General features: G+C 67.1%; 12 protein-coding genes and 1 pseudogene. 8 read left to right on the forward strand and 5 right to left on the reverse strand.

Translation table 11 applies throughout. From position 1 onward, the window contains the following. Positions 1 to 673, forward strand: a pseudogene (locus tag VML93_RS13170) (hypothetical protein); the annotation flags it as partial. Positions 674 to 684: 11 nt separating this feature from the next. On the opposite strand, the gene VML93_RS13175 reads toward VML93_RS13170, so the two are convergent. Beyond that, positions 685 to 1,353, reverse strand: coding sequence for a GntR family transcriptional regulator (locus VML93_RS13175; protein WP_325611213.1), 669 nt, complete (start codon positions 1,351 to 1,353; stop codon positions 685 to 687). 178 nt (positions 1,354 to 1,531) lie between these two features. On the opposite strand from VML93_RS13175, the gene VML93_RS13180 reads away from it, so the two are divergent. Continuing rightward, complete coding sequence (locus tag VML93_RS13180) at positions 1,532 to 1,747, forward strand: hypothetical protein (protein ID WP_325611192.1); 216 nt, start codon at positions 1,532 to 1,534, stop codon at positions 1,745 to 1,747. A gap of 54 nt (positions 1,748 to 1,801) precedes the next feature. Then, complete coding sequence (locus VML93_RS13185) at positions 1,802 to 2,836, forward strand: cupin (RefSeq protein WP_325611194.1); 1,035 nt, start codon at positions 1,802 to 1,804, stop codon at positions 2,834 to 2,836. Positions 2,837 to 2,866: 30 nt separating this feature from the next. Here the strand turns inward: VML93_RS13185 and VML93_RS13190 are convergent, their stop codons facing one another. From VML93_RS13190 to VML93_RS13205, 4 genes are read right to left on the reverse strand one after another with little or no spacing between them, the layout of a single operon-like run. Then, a complete protein-coding gene (locus tag VML93_RS13190; protein ID WP_325611196.1) occupies positions 2,867 to 3,376 on the reverse strand; it encodes a 2'-5' RNA ligase family protein in 510 nt (169 codons plus the stop codon). Continuing rightward, positions 3,376 to 4,056, reverse strand: coding sequence for a dethiobiotin synthase (gene bioD / locus VML93_RS13195; protein WP_325611198.1), 681 nt, complete (start codon positions 4,054 to 4,056; stop codon positions 3,376 to 3,378). The genes VML93_RS13190 and bioD overlap by 1 nt, the downstream gene beginning before the upstream one ends. After that, the gene (locus VML93_RS13200; protein WP_325611200.1) at positions 4,053 to 5,210 is read right to left on the reverse strand and encodes an 8-amino-7-oxononanoate synthase; all 1,158 of its coding nucleotides are present in this window, start codon (positions 5,208 to 5,210) and stop codon (positions 4,053 to 4,055) included. Before VML93_RS13200 ends, bioD begins: the two co-directional genes overlap by 4 nt. 6 nt (positions 5,211 to 5,216) lie before the next feature. Then, positions 5,217 to 6,521: an adenosylmethionine--8-amino-7-oxononanoate transaminase gene (locus VML93_RS13205; RefSeq protein WP_325611201.1), complete on the reverse strand. Its 1,305-nt coding sequence runs from the start codon at positions 6,519 to 6,521 to the stop codon at positions 5,217 to 5,219. 93 nt (positions 6,522 to 6,614) lie between these two features. Between VML93_RS13205 and VML93_RS13210 the strand changes: the two genes are divergently transcribed. The 5 genes from VML93_RS13210 to VML93_RS13230 form a co-directional block, all read left to right on the forward strand. Beyond that, positions 6,615 to 7,115: a hypothetical protein gene (locus VML93_RS13210; protein WP_325611203.1), complete on the forward strand. Its 501-nt coding sequence runs from the start codon at positions 6,615 to 6,617 to the stop codon at positions 7,113 to 7,115. Between the two features lie 280 nt (positions 7,116 to 7,395). Continuing rightward, a complete protein-coding gene (gene ripD / locus VML93_RS13215; RefSeq protein WP_325611205.1) occupies positions 7,396 to 8,178 on the forward strand; it encodes an NlpC/P60 family peptidoglycan-binding protein RipD in 783 nt (260 codons plus the stop codon). 88 nt (positions 8,179 to 8,266) lie between these two features. Next, a complete protein-coding gene (locus tag VML93_RS13220; protein ID WP_325611207.1) occupies positions 8,267 to 10,444 on the forward strand; it encodes an acyltransferase family protein in 2,178 nt (725 codons plus the stop codon). Positions 10,445 to 10,479: 35 nt separating this feature from the next. Continuing rightward, positions 10,480 to 12,660, forward strand: coding sequence for a glycogen debranching protein GlgX (glgX, locus tag VML93_RS13225; protein ID WP_325611209.1), 2,181 nt, complete (start codon positions 10,480 to 10,482; stop codon positions 12,658 to 12,660). A gap of 3 nt (positions 12,661 to 12,663) precedes the next feature. Continuing rightward, positions 12,664 to 13,203, forward strand: a 540-nt coding sequence (locus VML93_RS13230; RefSeq protein WP_325611211.1) for an alpha-amylase family glycosyl hydrolase, incomplete at its 3' end; no start/stop codon positions are given.

The raw sequence follows: 13,203 nt of genomic DNA on the forward strand, positions 1-13,203 counted from the left end.
GGACACCGGGAAAATCGTCGTCGGCAACCCGCTCGACCACCTGCCGTCGCTACCCGTGCGACCGGGCGTCGTCGTGCTGCTGGCGGTGCTGCTCGGGTCGACGGCGTTCGACAGCTTCTCGTCGTCGCCGACGTGGCGCAACTTCGCCGATCGGCTGGTGCGCGCGGCCCACGGCGTGCCGGTGACGGCAGCGTCGTCGGCGCTGCGCACCGTCGGCTTGATTGTCTTCATTTCGGTTGTGGCAGTGACTTTTTCGCTGGCCGCCCGGGCAACGGGTGGATTGGGTCGCCAGCAGCGTCGCGCCTTGCCCGGCAAGATGGCGCACTCGTTGATCCCGATCGTGGTGGGCTACATCTTCGCGCACTACCTGTCCTATCTCGTGGAGCGCGGGCAGCAGGCCGTCTTCGCCCTGGCCGACCCGTTGGGCCGCGGCTGGAACCCGCTGGGGCTGGCGCACGCGCATGTCGCCTACGTGCTGTCCACGCATCCGCCCGTGCTGGCCGGGATCAAGGTGGCGTGCGTGGTCACCGGGCACATCGTGGCGGTGATCGCGGCACACGACAGAGCCCTGCGGCTGCTTCCGGCCGGGCATCAGCTGACCGGTCAGCTGACCATGATGCTGGTCATGGTGGGCTACACGGTCACCGGTTTGTACCTGCTGTTCGGCGGGTAGGTGGCCGGTGACTACGCCGGAGGCTCGACTGAGAGCCCGAGGGCGCGCACCGTGCTCGCGAGGTGAGTTTGCACCGCGTTGCGAGCCCGGTCGAGGTCGCCGTCGCGCAGTGCCTCGCCGATAACACGGTGTTCGTCCATGATCGTCGTCATGCGCTGCCGATCTCGCATCACGGAGTCTCGGATCATCCGCGTCTGACGGTCGCGCAGTGACGAGTAGAAGTCCGACAGAATGCGGTTCCCTGACTCTTCGATGGTGATCTGGTGGAAGGCGCGGTCGGCGTCGAGGAATTCTTGCCAGTCGGGTTTGGCGGCGGCGTCGCGCTGCCGCTGTAACTCCCCCGACAGCCGCTCGAAGACGGCTGCACACACGGCGGGCCCGTGTCCGACCAGTTTGCCGGCCGCGAACTGTTCCAGGAGCAACCTGGCCTCGATAACCGCACGAGCCTCCTCTGCGGAAACCGGCACCACGAGGGCACCGCGTTGCGGGTACAACCGCAGCAGCCCCTCGGCCTCCAAGCGCAGGAAAGCTTCACGCACCGGGGTACGCGACATGCCCAGCGCAGACGCAACCTCACCCTCGCTGATCAATTCCCCGCCGGGAAACGCTCCGGTGAGCACCTGGCTCTTGACGTAGTCCAGCGCGCGGTCCTTGGCCGCAGGCCGTCCAGGGGGCTTCATCGCCACAACCCTCTCCTTGCAGCTAAGTCGTATCCCGGATGTGTGCATGACAGTACCTCAGTGTGGCCATCTCCGATACATTCCGGTTGACAACTTAGATACAAGATAGATACGATTTAGATCGTTAGCAGATTTGATTGCAAATCTAGGACGTACACAGCCAGCAAGGACACCGCTAATGATCACGAAGCTTTTTATCGGCACCGCTGCTGCCGCCGCAGCAATAGGCATGGCAGGGCCGGTCTCGGCCGACGCGAGCAGCCCGTTCAGTCAGCTCTGCGTGGTCGGCCAGTGCTCGACACCAGCCACGAGCGGCGTCCGTCACGGCGACCCCTCGCAGGTCCAGGCGGGCATTCAGCAGGGCCTGCGGGCCTTCCTTTCGCCCGGCCACTAGTCACTGACGGCATTCGTCGCACATTCGCACACCAACACCGAAGGGGACGCGCATATGTCCATCGCACACGCAGAGCAGTCATTGGCCGTGAACTTGGATCCGACGATTCCCGCACCGATGACCAACGTGGCCGAATACGGATTCGAGGGCCGATTTGAAGATTGGGCCGGCGACGCCCGCTACTTCGAGTACTCGAAGGCCGCCAATCCAGTCGGCTCAGGCCATGTGCCACCGGTGCCGATCGTCAAGTTCGGCCCCGAAACCTACCTGGACCAGCCGACCGGCGTGGTGCCGTTGGATTTGTCCAAAGAGCTGGGCGTCAGCGGTAGTGAAGCGACCAGCCCTGCGTTGCTCGCCAATTTCGTCCGCATCCGCGCCGGTGAGCAGATCGACACCAGCCCCAACGCCACTTCGCAGTTGTATTACATCCTGTTCGGGCATGGCATCGCGGCGGTCGACGGCCGGCTGGTCAAGTGGGAAAAAGGCGACTTCCTGACCCTGCCCGCAGGTGCCCGCTCGGTCTTCTACGCCGACGCCGACGCCGCCATGTACTGGGTGCACGACGCGCCGCTGCTGCGGTATCTGGGCGCCGAGGCGCGCGAGCCGAAGTTCCGGCCGACCAAGTTCCGCCGTGCGGATGCGGTCGCGAAGCTCGAGGAAATCGCCTCCCGGCCCGGCGCCAACGAGAAAAGCCGGGTCAGCGTGCTGCTGGCCAACGACAACCAGGAGCAGACGCTGACCATCACGCACGTGCTGTGGGCCATGTTCGGGGTGCTCCCGGCAGGCCAGGAACAGCGCCCGCACCGGCACCAGTCGGTGGCATTGGATTTGATTCTCGATGCGCCACCGAGCGGGTGTTACACCCTGCTGGGTACGCGCCTCAACGACCGCGGCGAGATCGCCGACCCGATCAGAGTGGACTGGCAGGCCGGTGGCGCCTTCACCACCCCACCGGGTATGTGGCACGCCCACTTCAACGAGACCGATACGCCGGCGCACCTGATCCCGGTCCAGGACGCCGGACTGCAGACCTATTTGCGCAGTCTGGATATCAAGTTCACCCAGCGACGCGATTTGGTCGCCGGCTGATCTACGGCCGGCTGATCTACGGCGAGCAACTCAGCCGACCATGTGCTCGGCGCGTTTGTTGCCTTCCCAGCGGCGCAGCCCTGCGAAGCGGCCGTCGATCTGCGCCGGCCGCCCCGCAATGCGCAGCGCCCGCCCCAGTTGGGGCCCGCCGACCCGGCGCGCCAGCGTGACGTGCCCGGTCCACTGACCAGGCAGGCAGTTGGACATCGGCGCCGGCGACAGATGCGCACCACACAGCCGATGCACCTCGGCGTGCAGGGCCAGCAGATCACCGCTCGGCACGATGAGCCGGGCGAACACGACGTTGGCCCGGCCGAACAGCACCGGCGCACCCACCGCACAGCTCAATGGGAGCCCCGCGGCGACCGGTCGCAGCAGCTCGTCGACCGCGGGGTCGATGCGTTCGGCGACGGCCAGCGTCACGTGCGGCCGGCTGGCCGGCGCCTGACTGGGAATTCCCGCGCCGGCCAGCTCCTCCCAGATGCGGCGGATCGCGGCCTCGGTATCGCGGTCGAAGACCAGCTCGATCGAATGCACCATCAGCGGACCAGCGTTCTCACCCAGTCGGCGTCGAACGCCGCAACGCTCATCGCCGCGAAGTCCGCGGCGGCCATCGATCCGGCCCCCGCGGGCAGCGCGGCGCGCACCGCAGCCAGCCGGTCCAGCGCGGCGCGGTTCGAGGCCTCCACCAAACCCGGCTGCGCGGGCCAGCTGCCGATCACCAACCCGGCACACGAAATTCCCTGCGCGCCAAGTGCTTCCAGGGTAAGCGCGGTGTGGTTGAGGGTGCCCAGTTCGGCGCCGACGGCGACCAGCGCCGCAGCCCCCAGGTCGCCTGCCAAATCGCGCAACGTCGCGCCCGAGTCGGCGAGTTCGACCAGCAGCCCACCCGCACCTTCGACCAGGACCAACCGTTCCGGGCGGTCCAGTCCGCGGACCAGCCGCGCCAACTCGTCGCGCGTGGGCAACGTCATCCCGGCCTGCTCAGCCGCGGCGGCCGGGGCCATCGGCTGCGGATACCGCGCGAACCCGACGAGCTCGGTCACCCCGGCCAACCGCGCCACCTCGGCCAGGTCGTCGTCACCGGTGTCGGTGCCGGTCTGCACCGGCTTGCACACCGCCACGTCGACGCCGGCCTGGCGCGCATGCGACGCCAGCGCTGCAGTGACGACCGTCTTGCCGATTCCCGTGCCGGTCCCGGTGACGACCAGGACCGTCAACCGCGTGAATCCGGCGAGGCCCGAAGAACATCAGTCAGCACCCGGCCGGCCACCTCGAGGTCGGCGGCATCCAGGGACGCGCGAGCGGAAAGCCGCAGCCGCGAAGTCCCCGCCGGCACGGTCGGGGGCCGGAAGCACCCCACCCTCACACCGGCGTCCAGGCAGGCCGTCGCGGCGGCCAACGCCACGTCCGGATCGCCCAGGATCACCGACACCACCGCCGACTGCGGCTCGGTGGGCACATCGCAGACCCCGGCCAGCGTGCGGGCATGTCGCAGCACCGCTTCGGGCCGCCAGGTCTCAGCCGTCAACACGCCCAGCGCGGCCTGCGCCGCGCCCACCGCCGCCGGTGCCAGGCCGGTGTCGAAGATGAACGGGCGGGCCGCATCGATCAGGTGGTCGCGCACCGCCCGCGGCCCGAGCACCACACCGCCCTGACTGCCCAGCGCCTTGGACATCGTCGTGGTCATCACCAGGTCGGGCGCACCCGCCAGCCCGAGCTCGTGCACCAGCCCCCGCCCGCCGCCGCGCACACCGAGGCCGTGCGCCTCGTCGACGATGAGCAGCGCGCGGTGGCGGCGGCACACCTCGTGCAATTCGCGGACCGGAGCCAGCGTGCCGTCGGCGCTGAACACCGAGTCGGTGATGACGACGGCGCGCTCCTCGTGGCGCGAGCCCAGCGCGGCGTTCACGGCGTCCACGTCGCGATTCGGCGTCACCACCACCCGGGCCCGCGACAGCCGGCAGGCATCCACCAGAGAGGCGTGCGAGTAGGCGTCGGACACCAGCAGCGAGCCAGGGCCCGACAGGCCGACGACGGCCCCCAGGTTAGCGGTGTATCCCGAGGAGAACAGCAGGCCGGCCGCGGCACCGACGTAGTCGGCGAGCTCGGACTCGAACTCCTGGTGCAGTTCGGTGTCGCCGGTGACCAGGCGGGAGCCGGTGGCGCCGGCACCCCAGGTGCGCAGCGCCTGGACCCCGCCTTCGATGACGTCGGGATGCTGGGCGAGGCCGAGGTAGTCGTTGGACGCCAGATCCAGCTCGGTGGCGACCGGTGGGCGCGGGCGCAGCGAACGGCGCAGCCCGGCCGCGCGGCGCTGCTGCTCCACCGCCTCCAGCCAGGCCAGCGGGGACACGTCGATCGGTGCCTTCATCGCCGTTCAGCCTACGAGGCGTGCCACCTGGACCATCGCGGAGGTGATCTGGCCGATCTCGTCGGGACCGCAGATGTAGGGCGGCATCGCGTAGATCAGGTTGCGGAACGGACGCAGCCAGACGCCGCGGTCCAGTGCGGCCGGGGTGGCGACGGCCAGGTCGACCGGCCCATCGCATTCGATGACGCCGATGGCGCCGCAGACCCGGACGTCGGCCACACCGGGCAGCGTCCGGGCCGGTTCGAGCCCGGCCGCGAGCCCGGCCCCGATTTCAGCCACCCGCGACCGCCAGTCCTGGGCGAGCAGCACCTCGACGCTGGCCACCGAGACCGCACATGCGAGTGGATTGGCCATGAACGTGGGTCCGTGCATCAGGGCGCCGGCCTCGCCCGCGCTGATCGTGTGGGCGATGCCCGTGGTACACAGCGTGGCGGCCAGGCTGAGGTATCCGCCGGTCAGCGCCTTGCCCACGCACATGATGTCCGGGCTCACCGCGGCGTGGTCGGCGGCGAACAGCTCGCCCGTGCGGCCGAAGCCGGTCGCGATCTCGTCGAAGACCAGCAACACGTCGTGCCTCGAGCAGATGCCGCGCAGGTCGACCAGATAGCGCGGATCGTGGAAGCGCATGCCGCCCGCGCCCTGCACGACCGGTTCGATCACCACAGCCGCCAGCTCGTCCGCGTGGTCGGCCAGTTGCGCCTCGAACGCCCTGCTGTACGCGGGGTCGTAGTCGCGGGGCACCTGCGGGGCGAACACCTGGCTGGCCAGGATGTCGGTCCACAGCGAGTGCATGCCGCCGTCCGGGTCACAGATGCTCATCGGCGTGAAGGTGTCGCCGTGGTAGCCGCCCCGCCAGGTCATCAGCCGGTGCTTGCCCGGCCGGCCGCGGCTGCGCTGGTACTGCAGCGCCATCTTGACGGCGACCTCCACCGACACCGACCCGGAGTCACTGAAGAAGACCGTCTCCAATCCCGCCGGGGTGATGTCGACCAGTAGCTGTGCCAGCTGGGCCGCCGGCTCGTGGGTCAGCCCGCCGAACATGACGTGGTTCATCACGCCGAGCTGGGTTTTCAGCGCCGCGTCCAGGACCGGGTGGCCATGGCCGTGGATCGCGGTCCACCAGGAGCTCATCGCGTCGAGCACCTCGATCCGCCGGCCGTCGCGGATCAGCGTCAGCCACGCGCCGCGAGCACCGACCGCAACCACGGTCGGCACTGCTTCAGCGCCGATAGTGCTGTACGGGTGCCATAGATGGGCGGCGTCGATCGCGCTGATCTGCTCGGGCGTCAGCCCGGGGGTCGCCGCGGACATAGAGAACGAGGGTATGCGGCTCGCGAGACAGATCCCTGCCATGGGTCGCAAACGGGTCGCAGAAACCCCGGCCATCGGGAAGCATCTAACGGCATGGCCGCGCCGCATGAGCCCGACGACTCCGAGTCCGCGGAACCCGCGGACGCCCCGCGCGTGCCCGACAACGCCGACGAGGCCGACGAGGCGGACGGGACCGGCGGGGCCGACGAGGCCGACGACAGCGACCACCAAGCGCGGCCGACGCTGGTGGTGCGGATCCGCGTCTGGGACGTCGTCTGCACCTGCGCGCTATTGACGATGCTGGTCCTGCTGGCCACGGTGACGACCTGGCCGTCGCGCCTGTTCGGCTTCGCCAGGGACGCGTGCCCGGACGGCAGTTGCGGGCTAGTGCCCTTCGGAGCCGATCAATACATCTTTCCGGTGATGTGGGGCGGTATCGGTGCCGCGGTTGCCGCGGCGGCGCTCGGGCCGATCGTCTCCCTGTTGCGGGGCTGGTACATGTTCTTCTGGCCGATCATGGCCGCACTGATCCTGATGCTCAGCTCTCTGGCCGGCTACGCTCTGACAACTTTCAGCGAACATTATTGGCACTGACGCCGGTGTGGGCCGCTACTTCGCGCACACTTAACTGAGACCGAAATCACAACTGGGCACTCAAGATTGAGTTCGGCAGTCACCGTCCGATCTCATTCCCACAAAAAATCACCCGCGGATCTGGCGGTTACCATTTTCTGTTGCCAAAGTGACTGTAGTGACTGGTGTGAATACAACGGGCTAACCGACTGGTTCACGTTCCCAAGCGTCATCGGAACGGCGGCCGACGCGCGTAGTCACCGCGCTGAGGCACAAGACCCCAAGAGAGGGTGAAATCAGAATGAAACGCATCTACGCCTTCGCCATCGGTGTGGTGATGACGGTTGCCCCAATGGTGGCGGTGGCCACCCCCAGTCTCGCGATCGCAGACCCGGGCACCAGGCCGATGGACTACCAGCAGGTCACCGACATCGTCGTCGCACGCGGCCTTTCCCAGCGCGGCGTGCCGTTCTCCTGGGCGGGCGGCGGGGTGACCGGGCCCAGCCGCGGCAAGGGTTCGGGGATCAACACGGTCGGATTCGACGCCTCCGGCCTGATGCAGTACGCCTACGCCGGCGCCGGCATCAAGCTGCCGCGGTCTTCGGGCGAGCTGTACCGGGTCGGCCAGAAGGTCCTGCCGCAGCAAGCGCGCAAGGGCGACCTGATCTTCTACGGTCCCGAAGGCACCCAAAGCGTCGCGATGTTCCTCGGAAACAACCAGATGCTGGAGGTGGGCGACGTCGTCCAGGTCTCGCCGGTGCGCAGCAGCGGCATGACGCCGTATCTGGTGCGCGTTCTCGGGGTCCAGCCCACGCCGGTACAGCAGACGCCCTTGCAGCAGACGCCCTTGCAGCAGGCGCCAGTCCAGCAGGCGCCAGTCCAGCAGACGCCTGTCCAGCAGGCACCGCTGCAGCAGGCACTACAGCAGGCACCGCTGCAACAGGCACCACTGCAGCAGGCGCCGGTTCAGCAGGCACCACTGCAGGTCGCGCCGACCCCGCAGGCGCCATTGCAGCTGGTACCGGTGCAGCCGGCGGTGCCGGTGCAGCCGGTTGCTCCCGCTCCGGCCCTGGCCACACGGTAATTTTTTAACCTCCCTGAAACCCGCCACGTGCTTCCAGCGCTGCTCAGCGCGACAGTAAGTGGCGGGTTTTGGGTAATTTGTATGCATCATGGTTAGCCTGTCCCCTCCTCGTCCGTCGGCTTCTGCTGCGGAGCCGGCCCCAGCGGCAACCGGGTCAGCGACCGGAACAAGCGGCTTTTATCGCTACGATCTCGACGGTTTGCGCGGTATCGCGATCGCACTGGTCGCCATGTTCCACATCTGGTTCGGCCGGGTTTCCGGTGGTGTGGACGTGTTCCTGGCGCTCTCCGGGTTCTTCTTCGGCGGCAAGATCCTTCGCGCAGCCCTCAACGAGACGCTCTCACCGCCGGCCGAAGTGGTCCGGCTGGTCCGCCGACTGGTGCCCGCACTGGTCGTGGTGCTCGCCGCATGCACGCTGCTCACCATCTGGGTGCAACCACAGACTCGCTGGGAGACGTTCGCCGACCAGAGCCTGGCCAGCCTGGGTTACTACCAGAACTGGGAACTGGCCAACTCGGCTTCGGACTACCTGAAGGCCGGCGAAGCCGTCAGCCCGTTGCAGCACATCTGGTCCATGTCGGTGCAGGGCCAGTTCTACATCGCCTTCCTGCTGCTGATCGCCGGATGCGCCTACCTGCTGCGCGGCCTGTTCAAGGGGACCCGCGTCCGCTACCTGCGGACCATTTTCGTGGTCGTGCTCAGCGCGTTGACGATCGCCTCGTTCGTCTACGCGATTTCTGCGCATCAGGACAACCAGTCGATCGCGTACTACAACAGCTTCGCGCGGGCGTGGGAGCTGCTGCTGGGAGCACTCGTCGGTGCGCTGGTGCCGCACATCCGCTGGCCGAGGTGGCTGCGTACCGTCGTCGCCACCGTCGCGCTGGCGGCGATCCTGTCCTGCGGTGCCCTGATCGACGGCGTCAAGGAATTCCCCGGCCCGTGGGCCTTGGTCCCCGTCGGGGCCGCCATGCTGATGATCCTGACCGGGGCCAACCTGGCCGGAAACGACGGCGGCAACGAGTGGATGCCGCTGCCGAATCGACTGTTGTCGGCCGCGCCGCTGGTGACGCTGGGTGCGATGGCCTACGCGTTGTACCTGTGGCACTGGCCGCTGCTCATCTTCTGGCTGGCCTACACGGGCCACGCGCACGCAAGCTTCCTCGACGGCTTGGGGATTCTGCTGGTGTCGGGCCTGCTGGCGTACCTGACCAGCCGGCTCGTCGAGGATCCGCTGCGGATCCGGGCGCCCAAGAAAGCCGCAGCGCCGGCCCCGACGATCCCCTGGCGGGTGCGATTGCGCCGGCCGACGATAGCCCTGGGAACAACGGTGGTGCTGCTGGGTGTCAGCCTCACAGCGACCTCGTTCACCTGGCGTGCGCACGTCAACGACGAACGCGCCTCCGGTAAGGAGCTGAGCGGGCTGAATCCCCGCGACTATCCCGGCGCCCTCGCCCTGACCGCACACGTGCGGGTGCCGACGCTGAAGATGCGGCCCACGGTGCTCGAGATCAAAGAGGATCTGCCGGCCACCACCCGGGACGGCTGCATCAGTGACTTCGTCAACCCCGCCGAGGTCAACTGCGTGTACGGCGACCGGGCCGCCACCCGGACCATCGCACTGGCGGGGGGATCGCATGCCGAGATGTGGCTGCCGGCGCTGGACCTGCTCGGGCAGCTGCACCACTTCAAGGTGGTGACCTACCTCAAGATGGGCTGCCCGCTGTCCACCGAGCAGGTTCCGCTGATCATGGGCAACAACGCCCCGTACCCACAGTGCCGCCAGTGGGTGCAGACGACGATGGCCAAGTTGGTCGCCGACCATCCCGACTTCGTGTTCACCACGTCGACCCGGCCGTGGAACATCAAGAAGGGTGACGTGATGCCGGCGACCTACATCGGGATCTGGCAGACCTTGTCCGACAACAACATTCCCATCCTCGCGATGCGGGATACCCCGTGGCTGGTCAAGGACAACGAACCGTTCGATCCCGCCGACTGCCTGGCCAAGCACGGCAATCCACAGTCGTGCGCGATCAAGCGCTCCGACGTGCTGGTCGACCGTAATCCCACCCTCGACTTCGTCGGGCAGTTCCCGTTGCTCAAGCCCCTTGACATGTCCGACGCAGTCTGCCGCGCCGACAGCTGCCGGCCCGTCGAAGGAAACGTACTGATCTACCACGGCGCTCATCACTTGTCCCCCACCTACATGCGCACCATGGCCCCTGAGCTCGGCCGTCAGATCAGGGCGAGCACCGGATGGTGGTGACCCGAACGCGTTAATGCCGTCCCGGCTAAGGTCAAGTGATGCCTAACAGCGCCGGGAACTCAGGAGGGAACCCACCGACGCTGCCTACCGTGTGGCCGGGCACCGCCTATCCGCTCGGAGCCACCTATGACGGTGCCGGCACGAACTTTTCGCTCTTCTCCGAGATCGCCGACAAGGTCGATTTGTGCCTGATCGGCGAAAACGGCGCCGAGTCCTGCATCCCCCTCGACGAGGTGGACGGGTACGTCTGGCACGCCTACGTGCCGAACATCGTCCCCGGCCAGCACTACGGATTTCGGGTGCACGGCCCCTTCGATCCCGCGGCGGGTCATCGGTGCGACCCGAGCAAGCTGCTGCTCGACCCGTATGGGAAAGCCTTCGACGGCGACTTCTCGTTCGGGCAGGCGCTGTTCTCCTACGACTTGAACGCCGTTGACCCGACTGGTAACTCGGCGGAAACCGGCACTCCCCCGATGGTCGACTCGCTCGGACACACCATGACCAGCGTGGTGATCAATCCGTTCTTCGACTGGGCGTTCGACCGGGCACCGCTGACGCCGTACCACGAGACGGTCATTTACGAGGCGCACGTCAAGGGCCTGACGCAGACCCATCCCGGCATCCCCGAAGAACTGCGGGGCACTTACGCCGGACTGGCTCACCCGGTGATCATCGACCACCTGAAGTCGCTCAACGTCACCGCACTCGAGCTGATGCCGGTACACCAGTTCCTGCACGACCAGCGGCTGCTCGACCTCGGCCTGCGAAACTACTGGGGGTACAACACCTTCGGGTTCTTCGCACCGCACTACCAGTACGCGGCGAACCGACAGGCCGGCAGCGCGGTGGCCGAGTTCAAGATGATGGTCCGCCGCCTGCACGAAGCCGGTATCGAGGTCATCCTCGACGTGGTCTACAACCACACCGCCGAAGGCAACCACCTGGGTCCCACGATCAATTTCCGCGGCATCGACAACAAGGCCTACTACCGGTTGGTCGACGAGGACCTGCGGCTCTACAAGGATTTCACCGGCACCGGCAACAGCCTCAACGCCCGTCACCCGCACACGCTGCAGCTGATCATGGACTCGTTGCGGTACTGGGTGCTGGAGATGCATGTGGACGGGTTCCGGTTCGACCTCGCCGCCACGCTGGCCCGAGAGTTCTACGACGTCGACCGGCTGTCCGCGTTCTTCGATCTGGTGCAGCAGGATCCGGTGGTCAGCCAGGTCAAACTGATCGCCGAACCGTGGGACGTCGGCGAAGGCGGCTACCAGGTCGGCAATTTTCCAGGTTTGTGGACCGAGTGGAACGGGAAATACCGCGACACTGTGCGCGATTACTGGCGGGGCCAGCCCGCGACCCTCGGCGAATTCGCCTCTCGGCTGACCGGCTCCTCGGACCTCTACGAAGCCAGCAGTCGGCGCCCGAGCGCCAGCATCAACTTCGTCACCGCGCATGACGGGTTCACGCTCCACGACCTGGTGTCCTACAACGAGAAACACAACGAGGCCAACGGCGAGGACAACCGGGACGGAGAAAGTCACAACCGGTCGTGGAACTGCGGTGTGGAGGGTCCGACCGACGACCCCGAGATCGTGGCGCTGCGGTGCCGCCAGATGCGAAACTTCTGGGCCACCCTGATGTTCAGCCAGGGCACGCCGATGATCACGCACGGTGACGAGATCGGGCGAACCCAGCTGGGCAACAACAACGTCTACTGCCAGGACTCCGAATTGGCCTGGATGGACTGGTCATTGGTCGACAAGAACGCCGATCTGCTGGCCTTCGCCCGCAAAGCGACCAGCTTGCGTAAGAAGCATCCGGTGTTTCGCCGGCGCCGGTTCTTCGAAGGTGAGCTGATTCGAAGCGGCGACGACATCCGCGACATCGCCTGGCTGACGCCTTTCGGCACGGAGATGACTCCCGAGGAATGGAACACGAGTCGACACAAGTGTGTGGGGGTATTCCTCAACGGTGACGCCATTACCGCACCTGACGCACGCGGGCAACGCGTGGTCGACGACTCGTTTCTGTTGTGCTTCAACTCCCATCAAGGCGCGGTCGACTTCGTGATACCGCCCAGCGACTACGCCCAGCAGTGGGCGGTGGAACTAGACACCAACGATCTCAGCGACACCAGCCGGGTGATGGCCGCGGACGAGAAGGTCTCGCTGGCCGGACGCTCCCTGCTGATTCTACGGAAGACCGCCTGAAGCATGGCTTTTCCGGTGCTCGCCACCTATCGGTTACAGCTGCGCGGTGCTTCCAGCGGGTTCGCGTTCACCTTCGCCGACGCCGAGGACCTGCTGGACTACCTCGACGACCTCGGGGTGTCGCACGTGTATCTGTCCCCGATCATGACCGCCGTCAGCGGGTCCAGCCACCACTACGACGTCACCGATCCGACGACGGTCGCACCCGAGCTCGGCGGTGCCGACGGGCTGGCGCGGCTGTCGGCGGCCGCACGGGCACGCGGGATGGGCCTGGTCGTCGACATCGTGCCCAACCACGTCGGTGTCGGTAAGCCCGAACAGAACGCGTGGTGGTGGGACGTGTTGCGGCACGGCCGCAATTCCGAGTACGCGGCGTACTTCGATATCGACTGGGACGTCGACGACGGCCGAATTGTGTTGCCGGTGCTGGGTTCCGACGACGACGTCGCCGACTTGAAGGTCGACGGCGAGCTGCTGCGGCTGGGCGGCCTGGCGTTTCCGATCGCGCCCGGCACCGGGGCCGGCACCGGGGCCGAAGTTCAC

Origin of the sequence: Mycobacterium sp. (genome assembly GCF_035499775.1) — a bacterium.
GTDB lineage: Bacteria > Actinomycetota > Actinomycetes > Mycobacteriales > Mycobacteriaceae > Mycobacterium.

Bases quoted from the DNA above. Each gene is read 5' to 3' on its own strand.
- VML93_RS13175 (WP_325611213.1), bottom strand. From the start codon at position 1,353: ATGAAGCCCCCTGGACGGCCTGCGGCCAAGGACCGCGCGCTGGACTAC.
- VML93_RS13180 (WP_325611192.1), top strand. From the start codon at position 1,532: ATGATCACGAAGCTTTTTATCGGCACCGCTGCTGCCGCCGCAGCAATA.
- VML93_RS13185 (WP_325611194.1), top strand. From the start codon at position 1,802: ATGTCCATCGCACACGCAGAGCAGTCATTGGCCGTGAACTTGGATCCG.
- VML93_RS13190 (WP_325611196.1), bottom strand. From the start codon at position 3,376: ATGGTGCATTCGATCGAGCTGGTCTTCGACCGCGATACCGAGGCCGCG.
- VML93_RS13200 (WP_325611200.1), bottom strand. From the start codon at position 5,210: ATGAAGGCACCGATCGACGTGTCCCCGCTGGCCTGGCTGGAGGCGGTG.
- VML93_RS13205 (WP_325611201.1), bottom strand. From the start codon at position 6,521: ATGTCCGCGGCGACCCCCGGGCTGACGCCCGAGCAGATCAGCGCGATC.
- VML93_RS13210 (WP_325611203.1), top strand. From the start codon at position 6,615: ATGGCCGCGCCGCATGAGCCCGACGACTCCGAGTCCGCGGAACCCGCG.
- ripD (WP_325611205.1), top strand. From the start codon at position 7,396: ATGAAACGCATCTACGCCTTCGCCATCGGTGTGGTGATGACGGTTGCC.
- VML93_RS13220 (WP_325611207.1), top strand. From the start codon at position 8,267: ATGGTTAGCCTGTCCCCTCCTCGTCCGTCGGCTTCTGCTGCGGAGCCG.